12 protein-coding genes are annotated in these 24,643 nt (G+C 62.3%); 6 read left to right on the top strand and 6 right to left on the bottom strand.

What is annotated here, in order from left to right; all coding sequences use genetic code 11:
- Window positions 1-26 precede the first annotated feature (26 nt).
- From JL05_RS16385 to fes, 3 genes are read right to left on the bottom strand one after another with little or no spacing between them, the layout of a single operon-like run.
- Window positions 27-8,537: an amino acid adenylation domain-containing protein gene (locus JL05_RS16385; RefSeq protein ID WP_033633023.1), complete on the bottom strand. Its 8,511-nt coding sequence runs from the start codon at window positions 8,535-8,537 to the stop codon at window positions 27-29.
- A gap of 50 nt (window positions 8,538-8,587) precedes the next feature.
- Complete coding sequence (locus tag JL05_RS16380) at window positions 8,588-8,812, bottom strand: MbtH family protein (RefSeq protein WP_033633649.1); 225 nt, start codon at window positions 8,810-8,812, stop codon at window positions 8,588-8,590.
- A gap of 29 nt (window positions 8,813-8,841) precedes the next feature.
- Window positions 8,842-10,149 (bottom strand): enterochelin esterase, encoded by a 1,308-nt coding sequence (gene fes / locus JL05_RS16375; protein WP_238545853.1) that lies wholly within the window; start codon window positions 10,147-10,149, stop codon window positions 8,842-8,844.
- 200 nt (window positions 10,150-10,349) lie between these two features.
- On the opposite strand from fes, the gene JL05_RS16370 reads away from it, so the two are divergent.
- Window positions 10,350-12,539 carry a TonB-dependent siderophore receptor gene (locus JL05_RS16370; protein ID WP_033633021.1) on the top strand — a complete coding sequence of 730 codons (2,190 nt, stop codon included), beginning with the start codon at window positions 10,350-10,352 and terminating at the stop codon, window positions 12,537-12,539.
- A 50-nt stretch (window positions 12,540-12,589) separates the two neighbouring features.
- On the opposite strand, the gene JL05_RS16365 is transcribed toward JL05_RS16370, so the two are convergent.
- Window positions 12,590-13,210, bottom strand: a complete 621-nt coding sequence (locus tag JL05_RS16365) for a helix-turn-helix transcriptional regulator (protein WP_033633020.1) — start codon at window positions 13,208-13,210, stop codon at window positions 12,590-12,592.
- A gap of 110 nt (window positions 13,211-13,320) precedes the next feature.
- Window positions 13,321-14,778 (bottom strand): amino acid permease, encoded by a 1,458-nt coding sequence (locus JL05_RS16360; RefSeq protein WP_033633019.1) that lies wholly within the window; start codon window positions 14,776-14,778, stop codon window positions 13,321-13,323.
- 620 nt (window positions 14,779-15,398) lie between these two features.
- Here JL05_RS16360 and JL05_RS16355 point away from each other — a divergent pair.
- Complete coding sequence (locus JL05_RS16355; protein ID WP_004937972.1) at window positions 15,399-16,673, top strand: Glu/Leu/Phe/Val family dehydrogenase; 1,275 nt, start codon at window positions 15,399-15,401, stop codon at window positions 16,671-16,673.
- A gap of 68 nt (window positions 16,674-16,741) precedes the next feature.
- Here the strand turns inward: JL05_RS16355 and JL05_RS16350 are convergent, their stop codons facing one another.
- Window positions 16,742-17,731, bottom strand: a complete 990-nt coding sequence (locus JL05_RS16350) for an ankyrin repeat domain-containing protein (RefSeq protein WP_033633017.1) — start codon at window positions 17,729-17,731, stop codon at window positions 16,742-16,744.
- 334 nt (window positions 17,732-18,065) lie between these two features.
- On the opposite strand from JL05_RS16350, the gene JL05_RS16345 reads away from it, so the two are divergent.
- The 4 genes from JL05_RS16345 (at window position 18,066) to JL05_RS16330 (ending at window position 24,610) form a co-directional block, all read left to right on the top strand.
- Complete coding sequence (locus JL05_RS16345; protein ID WP_033633016.1) at window positions 18,066-18,635, top strand: DJ-1/PfpI family protein; 570 nt, start codon at window positions 18,066-18,068, stop codon at window positions 18,633-18,635.
- A 182-nt stretch (window positions 18,636-18,817) separates the two neighbouring features.
- Window positions 18,818-19,978, top strand: coding sequence for an efflux RND transporter periplasmic adaptor subunit (locus JL05_RS16340; protein WP_274519002.1), 1,161 nt, complete (start codon window positions 18,818-18,820; stop codon window positions 19,976-19,978).
- Window positions 19,975-23,148, top strand: coding sequence for an efflux RND transporter permease subunit (locus tag JL05_RS16335; protein ID WP_033633015.1), 3,174 nt, complete (start codon window positions 19,975-19,977; stop codon window positions 23,146-23,148). Before JL05_RS16340 ends, JL05_RS16335 begins: the two co-directional genes overlap by 4 nt.
- Window positions 23,132-24,610 (top strand): efflux transporter outer membrane subunit, encoded by a 1,479-nt coding sequence (locus JL05_RS16330; RefSeq protein WP_033633014.1) that lies wholly within the window; start codon window positions 23,132-23,134, stop codon window positions 24,608-24,610. The genes JL05_RS16335 and JL05_RS16330 overlap by 17 nt, the downstream gene beginning before the upstream one ends.
- Window positions 24,611-24,643 lie beyond the last annotated feature (33 nt).

Genomic DNA, 24,643 nt, shown 5'->3' with positions numbered 1-24,643 from the left:
GTGGCGCACGCCCCGGCCCGGTTGCGTTATACCAACCCGTATTGCCGCGTCAGCAGCGAATGCAATAGCGGCCCAAGCGTCTCCAGTGAGGCCGGCGACAGGATGTCTGCGTGCTCGCAGCCTTGGTGATGGCAGATCAGCCCATCCAGATACGGCGCCCACACGGCGTTGATGTCCATCTCTGGCGGCAGCGTCCGGTCGGCGACGAACAGCGTTGCCGTGCCGTGGAAACGCCGGCTGCGCGCTTGAGACAGAAGGCGCACCGCGTCGCGATAGTTGGCGACGATGCTGTCAAACATCGTCGCCTTTTCCGCCATCAGCGCCGGATCGCCATGATCTTCCGCCATAAACTCGGCCTGCTCCTGCGCCACCTCCTTCTGCGCCTCCTCCTCGGTGGGGCCGGTCCAGTCCTGGCCTTCCGGCGGATAGGTATCCAGCATGCCGAGGAACGCCACCTCCTCCCCCTGCTGCTGCAGACGCGCGGCCATCGAATGCGCCAGCGTGCCGCCGAGCGAATAGCCCAGCAGGTAGTAAGGCCCCTGCGGCTGCAGGCGGCGCAGAGTGGCGAGATGACGATCGACCATCTGCTCAATGTCTTCGCAGGTGGCGATGGCACCATCCGGCCTTGGCGACTGCAGCCCGATAATCGGATAGCTCCCCGGCAGATAACGGCTCAGCCCCGAGTACTGCCAGGCGAAACCGGAAGCCGGATGCAGGCAGAACAGCGCCGGGCCTTGGCCGGCCCGCAGTTGCAGGCATTCGCCGACGCCGCGGCTTTCGGCCGAGTTGGCGGCCTGCACGTCATCAAGCAGATGCGCCATCTTCTCCAGGCTGCGGGCGAACATGATTTGCCCGACGCTCAATGGCCGAGGGACGCGCCGCCGCAATTCCGCCGCCAAACGCATCGCCAGCAGCGAGTGGCCGCCCAGTGCGAAGAAGTCGTCGTCGGCATACACCGTCTCGCGCCCCAGCAGTTCCCCGAACAGCGCCGCCAGCAGGCGCTCGCTGTCGCTTTGCGGCGCGCGGCCGCTCTGCGGGTTCAGCTGCGGCCGCGGCAACGCCTTGCGATCCAGCTTGCCGCTGGCGCTGAGCGGGAAGCTGTCGGTCATGACATAGCTGACCGGCATCATATGCGCCGGCAAACGCGCCTCCAGCGCCTGATGCAGTACGGCGGTATCCAGCGTCACGCCCGGTTGGGCGATCAGCCAGGCAACCAGCTGCCGCATATCGGCGCCGCCCAGTCCCGCCGCGCCCTCGCCCAGTTCGATGGCGTGCACCGCCGCTTGCGCTACCCCCGGCTGCGCCAGCAGCGCCTGCTCGATTTCGCCCAGCTCGATGCGCTGGCCGCGGATCTTCAGCTGATCGTCGCTGCGGCCCAAATACTCGACGCTGCCGTCCTCCAGCCAGCGGGCGATATCGCCGGTGCGATACATGCGCGCGCCGTTGCCGGCGGGATCGGCGACAAACCGCTGCGCCGTCAATCCCGGCCGATGCAGATAGCCGTCGGCCAGCTGAATGCCGCGCAGGTAGAGATCGCCGGCGCAGCCGACGGGCACCGGCCGCAGCATGGCGTCGAGAATGCTCAGTTGGGTGTTCCAGACCGGTTTGCCGATCGGCACGCCGGCGCCGTTCACCGCCGCCAATGCCTCGCCGGACGCCGGTTGATAGGTAACATCGACCGCTGCCTCCGTCGGGCCATACAGGTTATGCAGCGGCGCGGCAACCAACGCCTGATAGCGGGAAGCCAGTTCACACGACAACGCCTCGCCGCTGCAGAACACGCGTTTCAGGCTGGCGGCGGCGCGCTGCGGCGCCCGTTCGTTCAGCGCCTCAACCCAGATAGCCAACATCGACGGAACGAAATGCAGCGTGGTCACGCCATAGTCGTCGATCAAGGTCGTCAGCGCTTGCGGATCGCGGTGCGCCTCCGGCGGCGCCATCACCAGACGCGCGCCGACCATCAGCGGCCAGAAGAACTCCCAAACGGAAACGTCGAAGCTGCACGGCGTTTTCTGCAGGACCACGTCCTGCGTATCAAGCGCATACTCATGCTGCATCCAGAACAGACGGTTGACGATCGCCCGGTGGTTCACCACCACGCCTTTCGGCCGCCCGGTCGAGCCGGAGGTATACAGCACGTAGGCGGGATAATCGCCGCTCCCCGCCGCTGGGCGCGGTGCCGGTTCGCGCCCGCTGTCATCCAGCGCATCGAACCGCAGCGTCGGCGCCAGCGCGGCGAAGCGGGCATCCAACGCGCTCTCGGTGATAATCAGCCGTGGTTTGGCGTCCTCCACCATGTAGGCCAGCCGCTCGTCCGGGTAACCGGTATCCAGCGGCAGCCAGGCGGCGCCGGTCTGCACAATCGCCGTCAGCGCCAGGCTGAGGCGTACCGAACGCGGCAACGCCACCGCGACGATATCGCCCGGCTGAATGCCGGCCGCCGTCAGCCGTTCGGCCAACAGCGCGGCCTGGCGCTGCATGTCACGGTAGCTGAGGCTGTGCCCGGCGTCCTGCAGCGCGATGCGTTCCGGCGTGCGCCGCGCTTGCTCGGCGATCGCCTGATGCAAGGTGGTGTCCGCCACCGCCTGCCCGGTGCGGTTGACCGCCGCGACCAGCGCCTGCTCCTGCGGCGTTTGCAATTGCCAGTGCGGCAGCGGCAGATCCGGCTGCGCTATCCACTGTTGCAGCAGCGCCATCAGCCGTGCGGCGAAGCGTTCAGGCTGCAGCACCGAATCGCGGTACTCCATCAGCAGACGCAGGCGCTCGCCCGGCAGCACCAGCAGCGTCAGCGGATAGTGGGTATAGCCTTTGTTACGGATGGCATCGCAGCGCAAGGAACCTGCGCCGCCAAGCAAGGCGTCGTTGTCCGGGTAGTTTTCCACCACCAACAGCGTGTCGAACAGCGTGCCCGCCCCGGCCAGATGCTGGATCTCCCCCAAACCCAAATCGTCGTGCTCCAGCAGTTCAATCTGCCGATGCTGCAGTTCGGTCAGTTGATCCGTCAACGAACGGTCATGCTGCAGACGAACCCGCACCGGCAGCGTGTTGCTGAACAGGCCAACGTGTTCCTCAATCCCTTCTATCTGGCCAAAGCGGCCGGAAACCGGCGAGCCGAACACCACGTCCTGATGGCCGCAACAGCTGGCCAGCTGCAGCGCCCAGATGCCCTGCATCAGGGTATTGAGCGTCAACCCGCGTTCGCGGCACAGGGTCAGCAAGCGCCTTTCCTCGGCCGGCGGCAGCGTCATTTCCAACTCATGCACGCGATCGTTATGCGATTCACCGAACAACAACGTCGGGCGCACATCCTGCAGCGTCTCACGCCAGAGGCGGCGCGAGGCGTCGGCATCCCGCGCGGTCAGGCGGCGCACGATATCGGCGTAGTTCGAGCGCAGCGGCGGCAACGCCTGCTCGCCTTCACGCAGGGCCAGCATCAGATCGTTGAGCACCACCGGCGTCGACCAGCCGTCGACAATCAGATGGTGCGCGTTAAGGAACAGCGTGTAGCGTTCGCTATCGCCGTGTTTGATCCGCAGCGCATGCAGCATCGCGCCCGGCTGATTAAACAGATCGCGCCGCAACTCTTCCTGTTCCAGTTCATGCAGCGCCTGCGCTTCTTGCTCTTCGGACAGCGGCGGCAGCTTACGACTGTCCAGCGGCCAATGGCTTTCCTGCGGTATCAGCTGCAGCGGTTCCCCTTCGCGGTTGAACCGGGCGGCCAGCTGCGGATGGCGGCGGATCACCGCATTCAGCGCCTGCTGGAGTTGATGTTCGTCCAGCTCGCCGCAGAGGCTCAGGCGCGTCAGCGAGTTATAGCTGCCGCCCTGCTGCGCCGTCTGCGCATGGAACAGCAGGCCATGTTGCAACGGCAACAGCGGCAGCGCCGCGGCCAACGGCCCGCACTCTTGCTCCCAGGCGCGCACCGTCTCATCGTCAACGTTCGGCTGGGCGATCTCGGCCGCCACCAACGTTGCCGCCGCGCGTTCGGGATGACGCTCGGCAAACTCGCACAGTGAACGCACCGCTTGCTCGATGCCGCTGTGCAGCTGCGCAATGTCGCTCTCGCTGAAAATCGCCTCCAGCCAGCTCCAGTTGATCGCCAGGCAGGCGCCGTCGCGCCGCTCTTCGACAAAGATATTCACCTCCAGGCCATACGACAGCGCCTGCTGCGCATCCTGCGCCACGGCGAAGGCGTCGCGGAAGCGGGTTTGGCTGCGTTGCGGCGTCCAGTTCCCCTCATCCTGGCTGAAACGCCCGAGGTAGTTGAACAAGATTTCCGGCGCATTGCGCTGCGCCAGCGCCGCCAGTTCGTCACGCTGCGGATGCAGATAACGCAGCTGGCCATAACCGACGCCGCGATCGGCCACCGCTCGCGTCGCCCGTTTCACCGCACGCACGGCCTCATTGTGCTCAGCGTCATGCAGTTCAATGTGCAGCGGATACTCCGCCGTCAGCCAGCCGACGGTGCGGGCCAGATCGAGTCCGTCGTCCAGTTCTGCGCGGCCGTGCGACTCCAGAGAGAAACGCAGCGAAGCGGCCTGGAAACGGCGGCGGCAGGCCTGAGCCAGCGCGCACAGCATGATCTCTTCAACCTGCGCGCGGTATCCCTGCGGCAATGTGCCGAGCAGCGCGGCGGTCAGCCGGCTGTCGAGTAACGTGCGTTTTTCCGATACGTCGCCAGTGCGATCGCTAAGCGGATCCAGCGCGCGTCGCCCCAAACGCGGTGCGCCGTCCGCCAGCATCCGCCGCCAGAACGGCAGCTCGGCTTCCCGGCGTTCAGCGTCGGCTCGTAGGCGTGCAGACCACTCATAGAGCGAGGTTTCTTCCGGCGGCAAGGTGATCGGCTGCCCCTGCATGGCGCTGTCGGCCACCTGCCGCAGCTCGTCGAGCAGGATGCGCCAGGAAACGCCGTCGACTACCAGGTGATGGATCGCCAGCACCAGCCCCAGGCTCTGCCCGTCGCGCTGCAACAGGATGCCTTGCATCATGGCGCCGGCAGCCGGTTCGAGATGGTCAAGTGCGGCATCAAACGCCTGTTCCGCCGCTAACTCCAGCTCACCGGATACGTTATGAACCTGCATCAGCTCACCGGCGGCGGCGGTTTCAACCACCAACTGCCCCTCGCGGATCCGCGCGCCCAGCGCCGGGTGCGCCGTACGCAGCTGTTCCAATGCATAACGCAGCTGTTCCGGTTGCAGCTCGGCAGGCACGCGCAGAAAAACGCCGTGCGCGAAGCGACGATGCATATCGCCCGTCTCGGCAAACCAATGCAGGATCGGCAGCCCGTCGATCGGGCCTTGTTGCACGCTGCGCGCAGCCTGAGAGTCTACGGCCAGCGGCTGCATCGCCTGCGCCATGCGCGCGGGGGTGTGCAGCGCGAAGATCTCGCGCGGCCGCAGCAGATACCCTTTGCGCCGCAGGGCGGTGCCCAGCCCCATCGCCGAGATGCTGTCGCCGCCGAGCGCGAAGAAATCGTCGTCGGCGCCGATGCGATCCATCCCCAGCAGCTGCGCCATGGCGCCGCAAATCAGCCTTTCCTGCTCGGTGGCCGGCTCGCGAATGCTTTGCGCCAGCGTCTCCTGCGGTTTGGGCAGCGCCTGGCGGTCAATCTTGCCATTCACGTTAAGCGGCAGCTCCGGCATCACCACCAGGATCGCCGGCACCATATAATCCGGCAGACGCTGCGCCAGTTGCCCCAGCAGTTCGCTTTGCAGCGAGGGTGAGGCACGGCGCGCGTCATCCTGTACCGAGCAATAGCCGATCAGGCGATAGGTGGCGCCGATCGGCTCGGCGATCGCTACTGCCCGCCCCACGTCCGGCAAGGCGGCCAAGGCGCTTTCCACCTCACCCAGCTCGACGCGGAAGCCGCGCACCTTGATTTGGTGATCGGTCCGGCCAATGAACACCAGCTGGCCCTCCGCGCTCCAGCGCATCAGATCGCCGCTGCGGTACATCACCTCGCCTTCGGCGAACGGATTGGCGACAAAGCGCGCCGCCGTCAGATCCGGGCGCCGCAGGTAACCGCGCGCGATGCCTTTGCCGGAAATGTACAGCTCGCCCGCCGCGCCGATCGGCACCGGCTGCAGGCGGCCGTCGAGCAGCCAGACTTCGGTATTGGCGAGGGGACGGCCAATCACCGGCTGTTCGGCGGCAGTGACCGGCGCGCCGAGGGTATCGACGGTGTATTCGGACGGGCCGTAATAGTTGTGGATCTCCACCTCCGGATGCTGTTGCATCAGGTTCCACAGCGTCGGCGTCGCCGCCTCGCCGCCGATCATCACGAACGCTGGCAGCGGGAACTGCCCCTTCAGCAGGCCGCAGTCCACCAGTTGCGAGAAGAATGACGGCGTGATGTCCAGCAGATCGATCGGCGTCTGTTGGGTTTGTTCGAGCAGCGCCCAGGGATCGCGGCGCAGCTCCTCATCGAAGATGACCAGTTCGCTGCCCATCATCATGCAGAACAGCGGTTCCCAGGAGGAGTCGAAAGAGAACGAAGCGGTATGGCCGGCGCGCAGGCGGCGCCCATGGCGAGCCTGGAATTTTTCGATCGCCGGGCCAAACAGCGAGGCCTGATGCGACAGGAACAGGTTCAGCAGCCCGCGGTGCGTGGACATCACGCCCTTGGGTTTGCCGGTCGAACCGGAGGTGTAAATCATATAGGCCAGATGCGCCTCGTTCAGCGGCGCACGCCGTTCGGCATCCGTTATCGGCGCAGCTTCGGCGGCCGCGCAGCGCGCCAGGCACGCTGCGTCGTCCAGGCACAATACCTGTGGCAGATCCGGCATATTGGCCTGCGTAGCGCGGTGGGTCAGCAACATCGCCGGCCGCGCGTCGTCGCACATCAGCGCCAGGCGTTCACGCGGGTAATCCAGATCGAGCGGCATATAGGCCGCGCCGCTGGCCAACACGCCGAACAGCGCGACCAGCGTGTCCACCGAGCGCGGAATGCCGATGGCGACCACGTCTTCCGCGCCGATGCCGCTTTCGATCAGCACTCGCCCCAGCTGCATCACCCGTTCGGAGAGCTGACGGTAGCTGAGGCGCACATCGCCGCAGGCCACCGCCAGCGCCTCGGGCTGCCGCTCAACCTGGCGCTGAAACGCATCCATGATCGACACCATGCCCGCCGGCGGCGTCAGATGCGCGCCGCGCCCCCAGGCCGCGAGCTGCTTTAACTCCCCTTCGCCGATCAACGCCAGTTGACCGTTCGGCTGGTGCGGCTGCCGCGCCAGTTGCTGCAGCCAATGGCCGATGCGCTCCGCGTGGTGATGCAAGGTGCGCGGCGAGTATTTGGCCGGGTTGGCCACCAACGACAGCGTCAGCACGCCGTTGCGAAAGCCGATCTCAAACTCGAGATCGTCGACCGGCCCCATCGCCAGCGTATGGGTAACGGCCGCCTGCCCGTCGAAAGACAAGGCGCTGTGGTAAACCTTGACGTTGATCACCGGGCCGTACAGTTCCTGATGGCCGCCGACCAGGCCGAGATCGCGTTTGATCTGCTCCGCTTCATAGCGTTGATGGCGGCGCGCCTGTTTGATTTGCGCCACGGTCGCCTGGCAGACGTCCGCCAGCGACATCTCCGGCGTCACATTCAGCAGCAGCGGCAGCACGTTAACCACCGGGCCGACCGCCGCCAGCGCCTGGGAGCCCATACGGCGCATGAAAGGAAAACCGAGTGAAAAACGGGTTTCGCCGCTCATGCGCGCCAGATACATCGCCAGCGCCGCCGTGACGATATCGGCCGGTTGCAGCGACTGCAGCGCGCCATCGCGCAGCGCTTCGTCAAACAGCGATTCCGGCAGCACCAGCGCCTGTTTGAGCGGCCGGGCGCCCGGTTCAACCTCCCGACTCTCCGTCGATAACGACAGCGGCGACGGCAAATCGCACAGATGCTGTTGCCAGAATTCGGCCGCCCGCCGGCGCGCCGGCGACGTTTGCCATTGCTGATACTCTTCCACCACCTTGCCGAACGGGGTAAACGGCGATGCCGCCGGCGACAGCCCGTGACGCAGCGCGCGATAGATATCGGCGATCCGGCGGGTGATGGCCTCGAAGCTGAAGCCGTCCAGGGTCAGATGATGAAAGCGCTGGTACCAGAACCAGCGATCGGCGCTGACGCGGATCACCGCATGGCGATAGAGCGGCCGTTCGCCGTCCGCCGGCAGATCCTGCGCCAGATCGTCGTTCATCAGCGCCAGCGCCGCCTGCTCGGCGTCCGGCCGCGCGCTGAAATCGAACCACTCCGGCGCCTGCACGCGTGCGGGATCGGCTATCAGCGGTAAACGCTGCACCGGCTGGCCGTCCTGCGCCTCAAAGAATCGCGCCTGAACCGTATCCGCTTCGGCCAGCCCTTGACGGATCGCGCGCTCCAGCGCCGAACGATCGATAGCGCCGTGCAGTTCGGTGTAGTGCGCCACGGCGAAGCTGTTGCGGCGCAGCGCGATTTGGTCGGCGATCCAGATCCCCGGCTGCGCAGCAACCAGCGGATAATCCCGATACTCGACCTGAGTATCCGGTAAAGAAAGCGTTTCTGACATGGTGTCTGTCCTTTCCCTCAAACGGAATATATCGATTGACTGCCAGGCGCTTAACGCGCCGCATCCGTCGCTTTCAGCGCCGCCGGCCGCATGTCCTGCCAGTGCGTTTCGATGTAGTCGATGCACTCGCCGCGCGACGCCGGCCCCATCAACACGCGCCACCCCTGCGGCGTATCGGCAAACTGCGGCCACAGCGAATACTGCTGCTGCGCGTTGACCAGCACGGAGAAACGGAGGCTTTCGTCATCGAACGGGTTTTGTTGTTCCTGAGTCATTTTCATTACCTGTCTGTCAAAATGTGGGATTACTTCATTGCGGAAAGCAGCCGGCGCACGCCGTCCACCAGGCCGCCGCGCCAGCAGAGCGCGTCATGTCCGCCGGAATACACGCGGTAGTCGGCGCGGTGCCCGGCCGCCGTCAGCGCCTGGTGCATCTGGCGATTGACGAATTCGATGTCCGCCTCCCGATCGCCGGCCTGTTGGATCACGGTGAGCTTGGGTGCCGCCGCGTTGCGCTGCCGAACCTGGCGTATCAGCCAGCCTTCCTCCAGTTCGTGGCGTTTTTCGAACTGGGTCACAAATTGCACCGTAGGCCACCAGAAGGAGCCGGACTGGCTCAGCACGTGGCCAAAGCGCTCGGGCCAGTGCAAACCGGCGTATAACGCCGCCAGCCCGCCGTAGCTCTGGCCGGCGACCACGGTGCGCGCCCCAGTCTCGCTGAACGCTTCGCGGCGCTGCGCCTGCGGCAGCAGTTCGTCGATCACCGCCTGCCAGAAGACGGCGTTGCAGGGCAGCTCGTTTTCCCGGTGTTCGCCATCGATCGCATCGATCAGCAGCCAGCACGCGGGCGGCAACTGCCCTTTTGCGGTCTCGTTCTCAATCACCGGCAGCAGCGCATGCCTTTCGATCCAGTTTTGGCCGTCGAGCAGCAGCACCAGCGGGCGGTTCGCTTTCACCGCCGCGTCGCCGCTGGCATACAGCCAAACGCGCCGCTGGTTACCCAGCCGTTCGCTGCGCCACTGAAATAGCTGTAGCCGCGCCTCATCCAGCGGCCGATCGGCGGCCTGCCAGGCGCTTTGATCGTCGGCATCCGGCCCTTGCGCCAGGGATACGGGCCGCGGGCGATGGGACGGCCCCAGCGAGAGGCGATTCAGCGGATCGGCGATCGCCAACGGGAACAGCGATACCCACCAGGCACGCTGCTGGCGGTCGCGTAACGTTTCGTCGTCGCTGAATACGGGGGGGAGGTCTCGCTCGGTAATGGGGATCAGGCTGTAGCTGCCGCGCCAGCGGCGATCGATAACGGCCGAGCCGTACCAAACGTCGGTGCCGGGGAGCCTGGTCAGGCTGCTGGGGGACGTGCTGTGGTGATCGGTAATGCCGTTGATATCGGCGTAAACGCGGCATATCGGCGAGTGCCGTTCATCGCCGGCGGGGTCGCGCCATAGCCAGGTCATTTTGACGTGGCGTTCGTCGAACGCTTCGACGATGGGCGTGCCCTGCGCGGCAACCTTTTGCCACCACGAGGATTGCCCCGCCGCCTCTTCACGCAGCCATTGCGCCGCCAATCCCTCAAGGTCGTTTCCTGGCCTCTTTTCCGGCAAAAACTCCATAGCGCCCCTTACATAACATGAGTGATTTTTACAAAACCTGACAATCGTATTGATACTCATTATCATTTTCAATACTATTTGTCGGATTTTTACCGTCGTGCACATACGGCGTCTCCGCGTCGACGGGTGAATACCGCTCGCCGATATTTCGGGGTTTATCAGGGTGGCATAACACACAACGCAGGTATGCAGGAGAGATAATGAAGATTAAAAACAAAGGGATAGCTAACGGGAATACGGAGGCGATGTCCGCCAGGCGTCTGTTGCTGGGATCGGCGCTGGCGTTATTGCCCTTGGCGCAACACGCGTCTGCGGCAGCGGACGAAACGATTTTGGTGACCGCCGACGCGCAAAACAGCGTGACCGCGCCGGTCAAAGGGATCGTCGCCAAAGAGAGCGCCGCCGGCACCAAGACCGCCGCCTCTCTGCGCAAGACGCCGCAGTCCATCTCCGTGGTCACGCGCGAGCAAATGAACGACCAGGAACCGGCGTCGGTCGCCGACGCGCTGAACTACACCAGCGGGGTGATCACCACCTACCGCGGCAACTCCAACCGCAATGACGAAGTGATCAGCCGCGGCTTCCGCTATGCGCCCAAACTGCTCGACGGTCTGCACTTTGGCCTCTCGAGCCAAAATGGCGGCGCCGGGCAGATCGACCCCTGGCTGCTGGAGCGCGTGGAGATGGTGCACGGCCCGGCCGGCGTGCTGTACGGCCAGGTCAGCCCCGGCGGCGTGGTGGTTATGACCAGTAAACGCCCTACCGCCCAGAGCATTCACGAAGTCAAATTCAGCACCGGCAACCGCCATCTGGCGGAAACGGCGTTCGATTTCGGCGGCAAACTCAACGACGACAACACCCTGTTCTATCGCCTGAACGGTATCGCCAGAACCGAGCACGAGTTCGTCAAAGACAGCAAGCAGCAACGGGTGGCCATCGCGCCGGCCTTCACCTGGCTGCCGAACGAAGACACCAGCTTTACGCTGCTGACCAGCTACCAGAACGATCCGAAAGCCGGGTCGCGCAACTTCCTGCCGCGCGCCGGCACGCTGTTCCCGACCAGCGCGGGCTATGTGCCCTATGACTTCAACATCAGCGAACCCAGCTTCAACAAGTCGCGGCGCGAGCAGGCATCGATTGGCTACAGCCTCGAGCACAACTTCAGCGATGCGCTGTCGTTTACCCAGAACCTGCGCTTCACCCACCGTGATGAGGACTATAAATACCTGGTTTATAACGTAAACTCGAAGGTCAACGACCACACCGTCACCCGCATGGCGCAGCATGAAACGCAGATGACCAACGAGTTTGGCGTGGATAACCAGCTGAAGGGCCTGTTCGACACCGGCGAGGTGAAGCACACGGTGCTGGGCGGATTGGATTACCGCTACAGCCATATCGATTCGAAGATGTATCGCGATCGCGGCAACGATTACCCGATCGACTGGGCCAACCCGGTTCGCCCCAGCATCGATGGCAGCACGCTGGCGCTGGCTTCCAGCGATTTGAAGACGCTGAATCAGGTCGGGGTGTATCTGCAGGACCAGCTGGAGTGGAATCACTGGAACCTGCTGCTGTCCGGCCGTCAGGACTGGTCGCAGGTCAACACCCGCGATCGCACCAGCGGCGGCAAAGAGCAGACCTACAATGATGCCCAGTTCACCGGCCGTGCGGGCCTGCTCTACGCCTTCGACAACGGCATTTCGCCGTACGTCAGCTACAGCACCTCGTTCGATCCTAACCTGTACCCGAGCGCGCCGGGCGCCGACCCGCTCAAGCCGACCACCGGCAAACAAACCGAGGTGGGCGTGAAGTACCAGATCCCGGGCGGCAACACCCTGCTGACCCTTTCCTGGTTCGACATTACCCAGCGCAATGTGGCGTCTTACAACCGCCTCACCTCCGCCTACGAGCAGATCGGTGAGGTGAAATCCAAAGGGATTGAGGCGGAAGTGCACGCTCAGCCGACGCCGGAGATCAAGCTGATCGCCGCCTACACCTACACCGACGTGGTGACCAAAGACTCCAACTCGGCGGACGAAATCGGCCACAGCCCGGCGGGCATTCCGCGCCACGCGGCGTCCGCCTGGGGCAGCTACAGCTTCCTGAGCGGCGCGCTCAACGGCCTGACCGTCGGCAGCGGCGTGCGTTACATCGGCGATGCGCCGGCCGACGCCATCGGCCAGTACGACGTGCCGCACTACACGCTGTACGACGCCATGGTGAAGTATGACCTCGGTCAGGCTTCGTCGGCGCTGCGCGGCGCTGCGCTGCAGCTCAACGTGCAGAACCTGACGGACAAGAAATACGTTTCGTCGTGCAGCGGCGAGTACGCCTGCTTCTACGGCAGCGGCCGCAGCATTATCGCTTCGGTCAACTACCGCTGGTAACGACAAGGGGCGGCCATCGCCGCCCCTTTCTTCCGCCTTTCTCGCCGCCTTTACTGCTGCTTCAATTCCCGCAAATGCTTGTACACCGTGGCGCGCCCCATCGACAGCACGTTGGCGATGTAATCCGCCGCGCTTTTGGCCTTGAACGCCCCCTGATGATAGAGATCGCTGACCAGCCGCCGTTTCTGCTCGCGGCTCAGCGCGCCGAGCGCAGCGTTCTCGCGCCGCAGCCAGTCATGCAGGAAGGTGTTGATCTTCTCCTGCCAGTCGTCTTTGAACAGCTGTTGCGGCTGCGGCTGCAATCGCGTGACCGATAAAAACATGTCCAGCGCATTGCGGGCGTCCTCGAACATCGCGGTGCTCAGGTTGATGCACAGCAGATAGCTGGGCTTGCCCTGCTCGTCGCGCGCGGCGATGCTCACCGAACGCATCTTTTTGCCGTCCCAGTTCAGCTTTTCATAGGGGCCGGTCACGCCGGCGCCGCCATCGAGCTCGAAGTCTTCCAGCCCGGCGTCATCGCCCGGTTTGCGCTTCGACAGGTTGTTCGCCAGATAGGCAATCTTGTTGGTGGCCAGATCGTGGATCACCACTTCCGCATTCGGGAAAAACAGCGCGGCGATGCCGTCGGCGACCGATCGCAAAAGGTCGAGTTGAGAAGAAGAGTTCGGCACGCTGGGGGTCTCCGTATAGCCCGGTTTGGTTTGCGGTTCAGCCGCTTAGCATACCGCAGTTGCCGCCGCTTGCCGAGCGGAGCGGCGGCAAGCGGCGTATCCTTCGCCGGTTATTCCGCCTCGGCGCCGCGCCGATAAAACACGTAGCTCTCGCGCGCCACGCTGTCGCGGACCCGATAGCGCCAGATCAGGCCGAGCGTGGTAAACCACAGCGGCATGCTGCACAGCGCGATCAGCGTATCGCGATCGAACACCATCAGCACCAGCGTAAAGGCGAAAAATGCCAGCGTCAGCCAGGCCATCGCTACCCCGCCCGGCATTTTGAAGTGGGAAGCGGCGTGCAGATCCGGCCGCTTCTGGCGATACATCAGGTAGGCGACCAAAATCATGCCCCAGCTGTAAACCACCAGGATCGCCGCCACGGTAGAAACGATGGTGAACAGCGTCATGACGTTCGGCACCAGTACCAGCAGCAAGGTGCCGGCCACCATGCAGAAGCAGGAAAACAGCAGGCTGCGGATCGGAATGGCCGTGGTGCGCGACAGAATGCGGAACTGACCGTGGGCATGCTTTTCCATCGACAGGCTGTACAGCATGCGGGTGCTGGAATACACCCCGCTGTTGGCCGAGGACATCGCCGAAGTCAGCACCACGAAGTTGATCACTGCGGCGGCGGCCGGCAGCCCCGCCCGATCGAACAGCATCACGAACGGGCTGCTGTCCGGCGAGATGTGGCTCCATGAGGTGACGGCGATAATGGTCAGCATCGAGCACACGTAGAAGACGATGATGCGGGCCGGGATCGCGTTGATCGCCTTCGGCAGCACCTTCTCGGGGTTTTTGGTCTCCGCCGACATCGTGCCCAGCAGCTCGATGCCGGTGCAGGAGAAAATGGCGATCTGGAAACCGGCGAAAAAGCCGAAGATGCCGTGCGGCATGAAAATGGCGGGATCGGTGACGTTATGCAGTGAAGCGGTCACGCCGTCCGGCGAGGTCCAGCCGCTGAACACCATCCAGGCGCCGGTAGCGATCAACGCGACGATCGCCACCACCTTGATCATCGCGAACCAGAATTCGGCCTCGCCGAACATCTTGACCGACAGCATGTTGAACAGACACAGAAACCCCAGCGTCAGCAGCGCCGGCAGCCAGGGCGAGACGTCTGGCAGCCAATATTGCACGTAGCCGCCGCACACCACCACGTCGGCAATGCAGGTCACGACCCAGCTTAGCCAGTAGGACCAGCCGAGAAAAAAGCTGGCGCGCGGCCCCAGGTATTCGGAGACAAAATCGGCGAACGAGCGGTAATCGAGCCGCGTGAGCAGCAGCTCTCCCATTGCCCTCATGACCATGAACATGAAAAAACCGACGATGGCGTAAGTCAGTACGATGGAGGTGCCCGATAGCGCGAGGGTTTTCCCGGCGCCCATAAACAGTCCGGTGCCGATGGCGCCGCCGATCGAAATCAGTTGAATGTGGCGCGCACTCAGCCCGCGCTGCAGGGTTTGGGCACAGTGAGGCCCCTCGGCTGAACCTGGGTTCAGCCGATCGCAGTGGTTTTTTGTCATGGTGTTACCTGTCCGTCGTTAAGGCGATTAAGCAACCGATGCGCGGTTGCAGCAGGAATGAAGCGCCCGCGGGCGCTCTAACCGGCAAAAAAAATTGAGACCAAACGCTGCCCGCCCCGTTGTGACAGGGAGGTAATAATAATGGGTACCAAGAAAATGCTCTCGTGAGCCGTCGTATCGCCCACGTTTGGCGTACAAAGCCTGAGCGTGGTGGGTAAACACTACAATATCAAATGGTTATACTTTCCCTTGTGCAACAAAAAAACGACGCCGGAGCCGTTTTAACATTAATTTAACTCTGGCGAGGGGAAATGCCATTGTCAACATGGCAGTTAAATAAAATGAAACTTTTTGATCACATTCAAGCTTCTGAAAAATAGATAAAAAGGGTTTTTATGCGCTTTATATGCATAAATTATGCATGTGATCGCTCACCGCCGACAAAAAGTAATTAACTATTCATTTATCGCTCTGCAGGCGGCGAAAAACCGTCCGCTGGCCCGATGAGAGGGGGGCTAACAACCGGCATAATTAGTGGTAAATTTAGCGTCGCAAAGTGTTATGCGCTTGCTAATCCACGGTTAAACGAAATAAATACCTCTAATATATAAAGGTTGGTTATGGAAAAGCTATCCTACGCTTCAGACAGCAGCACCACCGCTTGGGCTACATATCTGCAACAAATCGATCGCGTCGCCCCTTACCTCGGCGACCTGTCACGCTGGGTTGATACGCTGCGTCACCCTAAGCGCGCTTTGATTGTCGATATCCCGCTGCAGATGGACGATGGCACCATCCGTCACTTCGAAGGTTTCCGCGTACAGCACAACCTGTCGCGCGGGCCTGGCAAAGGCGGCATCCGCTTCCACCCTGACGTCGATCTGAACGAAGTGATGGCCCTGTCCGCCTGGATGACCATCAAGTGTGCCGCGGTCAACCTGCCGTACGGCGGCGCCAAGGGCGGCATCCGCGTCGACCCGTTCAAACTGTCTGAAGGTGAACTGGAGCGACTGACCCGCCGCTACACCAGTGAAATCGGCTTCATCATCGGGCCGCAGAAAGACATTCCTGCGCCGGACGTCGGCACCAACGCCAAAGTGATGGCCTGGATGATGGACACCTACTCCATGAACCACGGCACCACTATCACCGGCGTGGTCACCGGCAAACCCATCCACCTCGGCGGCTCCCTGGGCCGTGAGAAAGCGACCGGCCGCGGCGTGTTCGTCACCGGCAGCGAAGTGGCCAAGCGTCTGGGCGTGCAGATCGAAGGCGCCAAAGTGGCGGTACAAGGCTTCGGTAACGTGGGCAGCGAAGCGGCCCGTCTGTTCGTCGGCGTCGGCGCGCGCGTCGTCACCATCCAGGACCACTCCGCTACCCTGTTCAACGCCGATGGCATCGACCTGGCCGCGCTGACCGAATACCAGGCCAAGCACAAGCAGATCGCCGGTTTCCCTGGCGCCAGCGAGATCGAGAGCGAAGCGTTCTGGTCGGTCGACATGGACATCCTGATCCCTGCGGCGCTGGAAGGCCAGATCACCCGCCAGCGCGCCGAAATCCTCAGCGCCAAACTGGTGCTGGAAGGGGCTAACGGCCCAACCTTCCCAGAAGCGGACGACATTCTGCGTTCCCGCAACATCACCGTGGTTCCGGACGTTATCTGTAACGCCGGCGGCGTAACGGTCAGTTACTTCGAGTGGGTGCAGGACATGGCGAGCTACTTCTGGAGCGAGTCCGAGATCAACGAGCGCATGGACAAGATCATGACCGACGCGATGGTCCACGTCTGGAACAAGGCGGCCGAGAAAGAGTGCAGCCTGCGCACCGCCGCTTACATCGTGGCCTGTGAGCGCATCCTGACCGCACGTAAAGAGCGCGGCATCTACCCAGGTTGATACCGGCTTATTTGGCCTGCGAACGGGCCATTTTATCAGGGGGCGAAAGCCCCCTTTTTCGTTTTCACCTATTTTTGAAACAAGGCCACGATTTCTGGCGAATACAGGTCGGGATATTTTTCTGCCGCCCCGAGTATATTCTGACGAACCGTTTTACCTTTTACGCTTGGATCTGCTGCCACATACTCTGCCGGGAAGGCCAGCGCATCTTTATCAGCACCCGCAGCCAACAACGCCTTGACGCAGTCAGGATTATTGCTGGTCAGGCTTTCCAGCAGCGGTGTGCCAACAGGCCAGGCCTGTTGCTGGGCCGGTTGGGCATCGATAGAGGTTCCGGGTTTATGCAACAAGGCGATACGCTGCGCCGCTTGCGGGTCCGGCTGGCCGTCCTGGGAAGAATCCCTCGTGCAAACAAAGTGCAAAGGCGTTGATCCTACCTTGCTCACGCCATAAGGATCTGTACCGGCGGCTACCAGCAGTTTGATGACCTCCAGATTAGCCGCCCCTTCCCCCATTATCGGTGAGAATCCTTGCGGGGTAACCTGCTTGGCATCCGCACCAAATTGCAGCAATAATTTCACCAGCGCGGGCGCGGCTCCTTGGCTTTGGGCGGCGGCAATAAGCGGTGTATTAGTCCCCCCTTGTGCAATGACATTGGTATTGGCACCCGCTTTTAGCAAGCTCTGTAAAATGTGAAGGTCATCATCGGATAATTCAGACTTGTCGGTATTTCCCAACGCTGACAACAATACGGTTTCTCCATTGTCACTGATGGCTTGGTTCACATTCACCGACATATCAAGAAAACGATCGAGCAGCGCCGGCTGTTTGTAATAGGCGGCATACCATACCGTTTGAATAGTGGGGTGAGCGCCATTTTTTATCAGTTCATTAATGGTGTCCATATCGCTACTACTCTTAGAGTAAGCATACGTCATTACCGACTCATCCAGTTTTTGGGTGAGCTCCTCTTGTTCCCCAGCGTGTGCTGCAACCGAGCTCCCCAGCAGGCTCAGCGCCAGTGCGCAGGCTGTGGCACAGCGATTTAAAATAGGCATTTTCTTGTTCCTTCAAAATAATAAAAAATTAAATAAGTGCTTTCCATTATTACGCAATGGTAATAATCACAGAATTCTTATGTGTTCGTATGAAGCGTGCTAGCAGATTTCCTTTCCATTTAGTGGGGAGCCGTTTTTCTATCATAGGAAACAAACGAAAATCAAATTCATTACTGATTAGATCGCCAAGATAATTATGGCCTTTATTCTTACCAAGAAAGTCAACTCAATTTTTACGCTTTTGTATCCTGTATTCCACAGCACTTTGCGGTTCGCATTCCAAGGGGGGCTGGGCTATACCTTAGGCATTCCCCCTCCTGCATGAGTTGTGATCATGAGCAAGAAAAAAATCCTGATGCTGGTCGGCGACTACGCCGAAGATTATGAAACCATGGTGCCGTTTCAGGCATTGCAGATGATCGGCCATTGGGTGGACGCCGTGTGCCCCGGCAAAGCTGTCGGCGACTACATCCAGACCGCGATCCACGATTTTGACGGCGCGCAGACCTACAGCGAGAAACCCGGCCACCGTTTCACCCTGAACGCCGACTTCGCCGCCGCCAAAGAAGAGCACTACGATGCGCTCTTGATCCCCGGCGGTCGGGCGCCGGAATACCTGCGTCTGAACCCCGACGTGATCGCGCTGGTACAGGCGTTTGACGCCGCGAAAAAACCGATCGCCGCCGTTTGCCACGGCCCGCAGCTGCTGGCGGCGGCCGGAGTGTTGAAAGGCCGCACCTGCAGCGCCTACCCGGCCTGCGCGCCTGAGGTGCGGCTCGGCGGCGGTCATTATGCGGAGATCGGCATCGATCAGGCGCACGTCGACGGCAATCTGGTCACCGCCCCGGCCTGGCCGGCGCATCCGCAGTGGCTGGCGAAGTTCGCCGAGGTACTGCAGCAATAAACGCGCAACCTCGTACCGCTCTTGCGGCACGAGGTTATTGTCACTCGTCATGCGGGTATCAGCGACCGCACTATCGCCCCGCCCTAAATCGCTTGACCTTGCCAACGTTGGAAGCCGGATAACGCAGGATGAGCTGCTGCTACGCAGTAAATTCCACAGTCGACGTCGGTAGAAAAGGTCAAATGATGAAAGCTAAAACTCTCCTCTCGACGGCAGCGGCGGTAAGCATCGCTTTCGCCGTCGCCGGGTGCAACGACAGCGCACCGTCCGCCACCGCACCGCCGCCACCTGCCGTACCGGTGGCCGAGGTGCTGGTGCGTCCGGTCACCCCTTTTGTCGAATTCAGCGGTTCCCTGACCGCCGTCCAGCGCGTTGAGCTGCGGCCGCGGGTCGCCGGGTACATACAGGCCGTGAACGTCCCTGAAGGGCGCGTCATTGAAAAAGGCCATCCGCTATTTCGTATCGATCCGCGGCCCTTCCAGGCGGCGCTGGACGCTGCAGCGGCGCGACTGCAAGAGGCCGAAGCCACCGCTACGCTCGCCCAGGCCGACTTTGCGCGCGCCCGAACGCTGTTCAACCAAAAAGTCATCGCCCGCGAGCCTTTCGATGCCGCCACTGCCGCGATGAATGTGAGTAAGGCGCGGGTCAACGCGGCAAAGGCGGCGTTGACGGCGGCGCAATTGGACATGACGTTTACGCGCGTCACCGCGCCAATCGCCGGGCGCGTCGGGCGGACGCTCATCACCGAAGGCAACTATGTCGCCAGCGGCATCACGGCGCTCACCACCATCGTTTCCGTCAACCCACTCCACGTCTACTTTGACGTCGATGAACGCACCTATTTGCAATCGCTGGCCGCCTGGCGCGATAAGACGGCAACGCATGAGATCAAGGTCATGACGGCGTTGATCGGCGACAAAACGTACTCACGTCCCGGCCGCGTCGACTTTATCGCCAATGCTGCCGAACGGACGACCGGCACGGTACGCCTGCGCGCGGTAATCGATAACCCCGATGGACGGCTGTCCCCGGGGCTGTTCGCCAAGATCAAGCTGGAAACCGGCGCACCACAGGCGAAGGTGTTGATTGCCGATCGGTCAATTGGCACCGATCAAAGCCGTCGTTATGTCCTGGTCGTCGATAAAAACAACAAGACCGAATACCGCCCGGTAGAACTTGGCCCGGTTGTTGATGGGATGCGCGTGATAGAGCGAGGGCTGCAACCGGGAGAACGCATCGTGGTGAAAGGGCTGGTGCGCCCCGGCATGGCGGTCACCCCCCGCCCTACGATGATTGACGGCACGCCGGCGACACAACCGAACACGATGGGAGATGCGACATGACATTTCCCCGCTTCTTCATCAAACGCCCGATCTTCGCCATTGTTCTTTCCATCTTGACGTTGATCGCCGGCATCGTGGCGCTGTTCCAATTGCCGCTGAGCGAATATCCGGCGGTCACGCCGCCCACCGTCCAAGTGACCGCCTTTTACCCCGGCGCCAACCCGAAAGTGATCGCGGAAACGGTGGCCACGCCGCTGGAGCAAGCCATCACCGGCGTTGAAGGCATGCTTTATATGTCTTCACAGGCGGCGACCGACGGCCGAATGACGTTGACCGTCACGTTTGCGCAAGGAACGAATGCCGACATGGCGCAGATCCAGGTGCAAAACCGGGTGGCGCGCGCGTTACCCCGGTTGCCTGCAGAGGTGCAGCATCAGGGCGTGGTGACGCAGAAAACCTCACCGGACATCCTGATGGTGGTGCATCTTCTGTCGCCCGACCAACGCTACGATCCGCTGTATATCTCGAATTACGCTTACCTGCAGGTTCGTGATGAGCTGTCCCGTATTCCGGGTGTCAGCGATGTCCAGGTTTGGGGAGCCGGCGAATACAGCATGCGGCTCTGGCTGGATCCGGATCTGATCGCCGCACGCGGGCTAACCGCCGGCGATGTGATCGCTGCGGTGCGCGAGCAAAACGTGCAGGTGGCGGCCGGTTCCGTCGGTCAGGCGCCCGACTCCAATGCCGCATTTCAGGTTACGGTCAATACCCTGGGGCGGCTGGCCGATGAGAAACAGTTTGGCGATATCATCATCCGCACCGGCAGCGACGGCCAGGTGACCCGCTTGCGCGACGTCGCCCGTATAGAAATGGGCGCCGATGCGTATGCGCTGCGCAGCCTGCTCGACGGCGAGCCGGCCGTCGCGCTGCAAATCATTCAGAGCCCGGGCGCCAACGCGCTGGACGTCGCTCGGGCGGTCAGAGCGACCGTCAAACGCCTGGAAGGCGACTTCCCTGCCGGGCTCAGCTCACGAATCGCCTATGATCCGACGGTTTTCGTGCAGGCATCGCTCGAATCGGTGGTGACGACCCTGCTGGAGGCGATCCTGCTGGTGGTGATCGTGGTGGTAGTGTTCCTGCGTAGCTGGCGAGCCTCGCTCATTCCGCTGCTCGCGGTGCCGGTCTCGCTGGTCGGCACGTTCGCCATCATGCATTTGATGGGCTTCTCGCTCAATACGCTGTCCCTGTTCGGTTTGGTGTTGTCTATCGGTATCGTCGTCGATGACGCTATTGTGGTGGTAGAGAATGTCGAACGGCACATCGAAAACGGTAAAACGCCGCAGCAAGCCGCACGGCTCGCCATGGATGAAGTCACCGGGCCGATCATCGCCATCACCTCGGTGCTGGCCGCTGTGTTCATTCCAACGGCGTTCCTGAGCGGTTTACAAGGGGAATTTTACCGTCAGTTCGCATTGACTATCGCCATTTCTACCCTGCTGTCGGCGCTCAATTCCCTGACGCTCAGCCCGGCGCTGGCCGGCTTGCTGCTGCGGCCGCATCCGGCGGAACATCGCGCTCCCGGCCGTATTCAGCGTATCGTGCAAGCCGCCGCCCGGCCTTTCCAACGCGCGCCGGACGCGTATGCCAATGCCGTGCGTAAAACGGTGCGCGTCAGCGGCGTGGCGCTGGCCATTTACGGCGGGCTGCTCGTTCTGACGTTTTTCGGCTTCCAGGCCGTACCGCCGGGCTTCGTGCCCATGCAGGATAAGTATTATCTCGTCGGCATCGCCCAATTGCCCAACTCGGCCTCGCTGGATCGCACCGATGCGGTCGTTAAACAGATGTCGAAGATCGCGCTGGCGGAACCCGGGGTGGAAAGCGTCGTGGCCTTTCCGGGACTGTCTATCAACGGCTTCGTCAATGTGCCGAACGCCGCCGTGATGTTCGTCATGCTCGATCCGTTTAAAGAACGCGCCACGCCCGATCTGGCCGCGTCAGCCATCGCTGGTCGGCTGCAGGCGAAGTTCGCCGACATTCCCGATGGTTTCCTCGGCGTATTTCCGCCACCGCCCGTCCCCGGTCTCGGCGCCACCGGCGGATTCAAGATGCAGGTGGAAGATCGCGGCGGCGCGGGGCTTGAGTCTCTGGTTGAGCACACGCGGCTCCTGATGGTGAAAGCCACCGAATCGGGACAGATCGCCGGTCTGATGACCAGCCTGGACATCAATGCGCCGCAACTTGATGTGGTTATCGACCGTACGCAGGCGAAAAGTCAGGGTGTCAGCCTGGCGGATGTGTTCGAGTCGCTTCAAATCTACCTCGGCTCGCTTTACATCAACGACTTCAACCGATTCGGCCGCACTTACAAGGTGACCGCCCAGGCCGATGCCAACCATCGCATGCAAGCGGAAGCCATCGGCCGACTGCAGGTGCGCAACGCGGCCGGTGACATGCTGCCGCTGTCTTCCTTTGTTACCGTGACGCCCGGCTCCGGCCCGGATCGCATCATCCGTTACAACGGCTACCCATCGGCCGATATCTCGGGCGGCGCGGCGATAGGTGTCAGTTCCGGTCAAGCGGTGGCCTTGATGGAGCAACTGGCAAAAGAGACGCTGCCGGAAGGCATGACCGTCGAATGGACCGATCTCACCTATCAGCAAAAGCTCGCGGGCAACGCGGCGCTGTTCATTTTCCCACTGTGCGTACTGCTCGCTTATCTCATTCTGGCCACGCAATACAACAGCTGGCTGCTGCCTTTGGCCGTACTGCTGATCGTGCCGATGTGTCTGTTGAGCGCCATGATTGGCGTCTGGCTGTTGGGGGGTGACAACAACGTTTTCGTGCAAATAGGCCTCATTGTGCTGGTCGGTTTGGCCGCCAAAAACGCCATCCTGATCGTCGAGTTTGCCCGCAGTCTGGAGGATGAAGGTGCAAACACGCTCGAGGCGGTGATTAAGGCTTGCCGACTGCGGCTAAGACCGATCGTGATGACTTCGATCGCGTTTATTGCCGGCGTCATTCCGTTGATCTTCGCCAGCGGTGCGGGTGCGGAAATGCGCCATGCCATGGGGGTTGCAGTATTCGCCGGCATGCTGGGCGTGACCTTGTTCGGCCTGTTCCTGACACCGGTGTTTTATGTGGTGATCCGCGGCCTGACGGCGCGATTCGAGCAATACCGTACCAAAGGCAAAGCCAGCGTAAGGAGCGAGTCTGATGAGAAATCTTCGTAGAACCTTTTTATTGCCGCTGAGTGCGATCGCCTTGTTAACCGGGTGTGCGGCGGTCGGTCCAGATTACTCGCCGCCCGCCCCCCGGCCTCTCTCCGGCTTCGGCCCATCGCCGGCGGGACTCGGCGCCGGCGATGTCGAGATCGCATGGTGGCGCATCTTCGACGATCCGGCGCTCACCGAATTGATTCGGCGCGCGTTGGCGGCGAACCATGATGTCGGCATCGCCGTCGCCCGGTTGGACGAAGCCAAGGCCCTGTTGCGTGAACAACGGCAGGATTTCCTGCCGCGCGGCGACGTCGCGTTGAGTTATGAGACGCGTCGACGGGGGGAGGCAGAAAAAATGGCCGCCCAGCCGCGCCAGGCGGAAACCTACCGCGGCGCGCTTGACGCCGCATGGGAAATCGACCTCTTTGGGCGCGTTCGGCGCTCGGTTGAACTCGCTCAGGCGCAGGCGGGAAGCCGTGAAGCACTGCTGCGGGGCGTTCAGGCGGGCGTCGCCGCCGAAGTGGCCGCCACCTGGTTCGAACTGCGCGGTGTTGAGGCCGAACTTAAGGTGGTCGCCGACATCAACCAAAGCCAGCGTGAAAGCCTGGCGCAGATTGAAAGACAAATGCGTGCCGGCGTCGCCAGCGAAGTTGACCGATTGCGCGCCGAGGCGCTCTTGCTCAGCGTCGAAGCGACGACGCCGGAACTGGAACGCCGCCGATCCGCCGCCGTCAACGTATTGGCGACGCTGCTTGGCGAAACGCCCCAAACATTCCGTCCTCCGGCCACCGAACGGGAGAGTCAGCTGCCTGCGCTGCGGGCTATCGCCGTGGGTACGCCCGGCGCCCTGCTTGCCCGGCGCGCCGACATTGCGGCGGCGGAGCGGGAGCTGGCCGCGGCCACCGCCCGGATTGGCGTTGAAACAGCGGATCTCTACCCGCACGTTGAGGCGCGAGGCTCGATCGGACTGGTCGCCGGCAATCTCGATGCGATAAATGGCGCCGGCGTGCTGTCCGGCTTCATCGCGCCAATCATTCGTTGGTCATTTCTTGATATCGGCCGCGTGCGCGCCCGGATCGCCGCCAGCGAGGCGCAGGCGCGACAGGCGTTATTGATTTATGACCAGACGGTGCTGCGTGCGCTGCGTGAAACGGATGATGCCTTCAAAGCCTACGTCGAAGCGGCCGACCTGCTTGCGCTGCGGTTGCTCGAAGCGGCGTCGAACCGCGAAGCGGCGAGGCTCTCCCGGCTGCGCTTTGCGGCGGGTCAGGGCATTTACCTGGAGGTTCTCGAAGCCGAACGGGCCGACTTCAGCAGTCGGCGGGCTGTGGCGCACGCACGCACCCGGCAACGGCTTGCCGTGGTGAGCATCTATAAAGCGCTCGGTGGTGGCTGGGAAGTGTGCGCAACGGCGATGAGCGACTGCCGCGGCGCAGGTAATTCGTCCATAGCGAAAAAAGTTGACGGTAAACCTTGACCTTCCCGCGATGGGAAGCTCTAGCCTTTTGAT

This window comes from Serratia nematodiphila DZ0503SBS1, from assembly GCF_000738675.1.
GTDB lineage: Bacteria > Pseudomonadota > Gammaproteobacteria > Enterobacterales > Enterobacteriaceae > Serratia > Serratia nematodiphila.
Note: the sequence above shows the minus strand (reverse complement) of the source record. Positions and strands in the feature narration are given on the sequence as shown.

Coding starts and splice junctions, on each gene's coding strand:
- fes (WP_238545853.1), bottom strand. CDS start 10,149: ATGGAGTTTTTGCCGGAAAAGAGGCCAGGAAACGACCTTGAGGGATTG.
- JL05_RS16330 (WP_033633014.1), top strand. CDS start 23,132: ATGAGAAATCTTCGTAGAACCTTTTTATTGCCGCTGAGTGCGATCGCC.
- JL05_RS16350 (WP_033633017.1), bottom strand. CDS start 17,731: ATGCCTATTTTAAATCGCTGTGCCACAGCCTGCGCACTGGCGCTGAGC.
- JL05_RS16335 (WP_033633015.1), top strand. CDS start 19,975: ATGACATTTCCCCGCTTCTTCATCAAACGCCCGATCTTCGCCATTGTT.
- JL05_RS16360 (WP_033633019.1), bottom strand. CDS start 14,778: ATGACAAAAAACCACTGCGATCGGCTGAACCCAGGTTCAGCCGAGGGG.
- JL05_RS16380 (WP_033633649.1), bottom strand. CDS start 8,812: ATGACTCAGGAACAACAAAACCCGTTCGATGACGAAAGCCTCCGTTTC.
- JL05_RS16370 (WP_033633021.1), top strand. CDS start 10,350: ATGAAGATTAAAAACAAAGGGATAGCTAACGGGAATACGGAGGCGATG.
- JL05_RS16340 (WP_274519002.1), top strand. CDS start 18,818: ATGATGAAAGCTAAAACTCTCCTCTCGACGGCAGCGGCGGTAAGCATC.
- JL05_RS16385 (WP_033633023.1), bottom strand. CDS start 8,537: ATGTCAGAAACGCTTTCTTTACCGGATACTCAGGTCGAGTATCGGGAT.
- JL05_RS16345 (WP_033633016.1), top strand. CDS start 18,066: ATGAGCAAGAAAAAAATCCTGATGCTGGTCGGCGACTACGCCGAAGAT.
- JL05_RS16355 (WP_004937972.1), top strand. CDS start 15,399: ATGGAAAAGCTATCCTACGCTTCAGACAGCAGCACCACCGCTTGGGCT.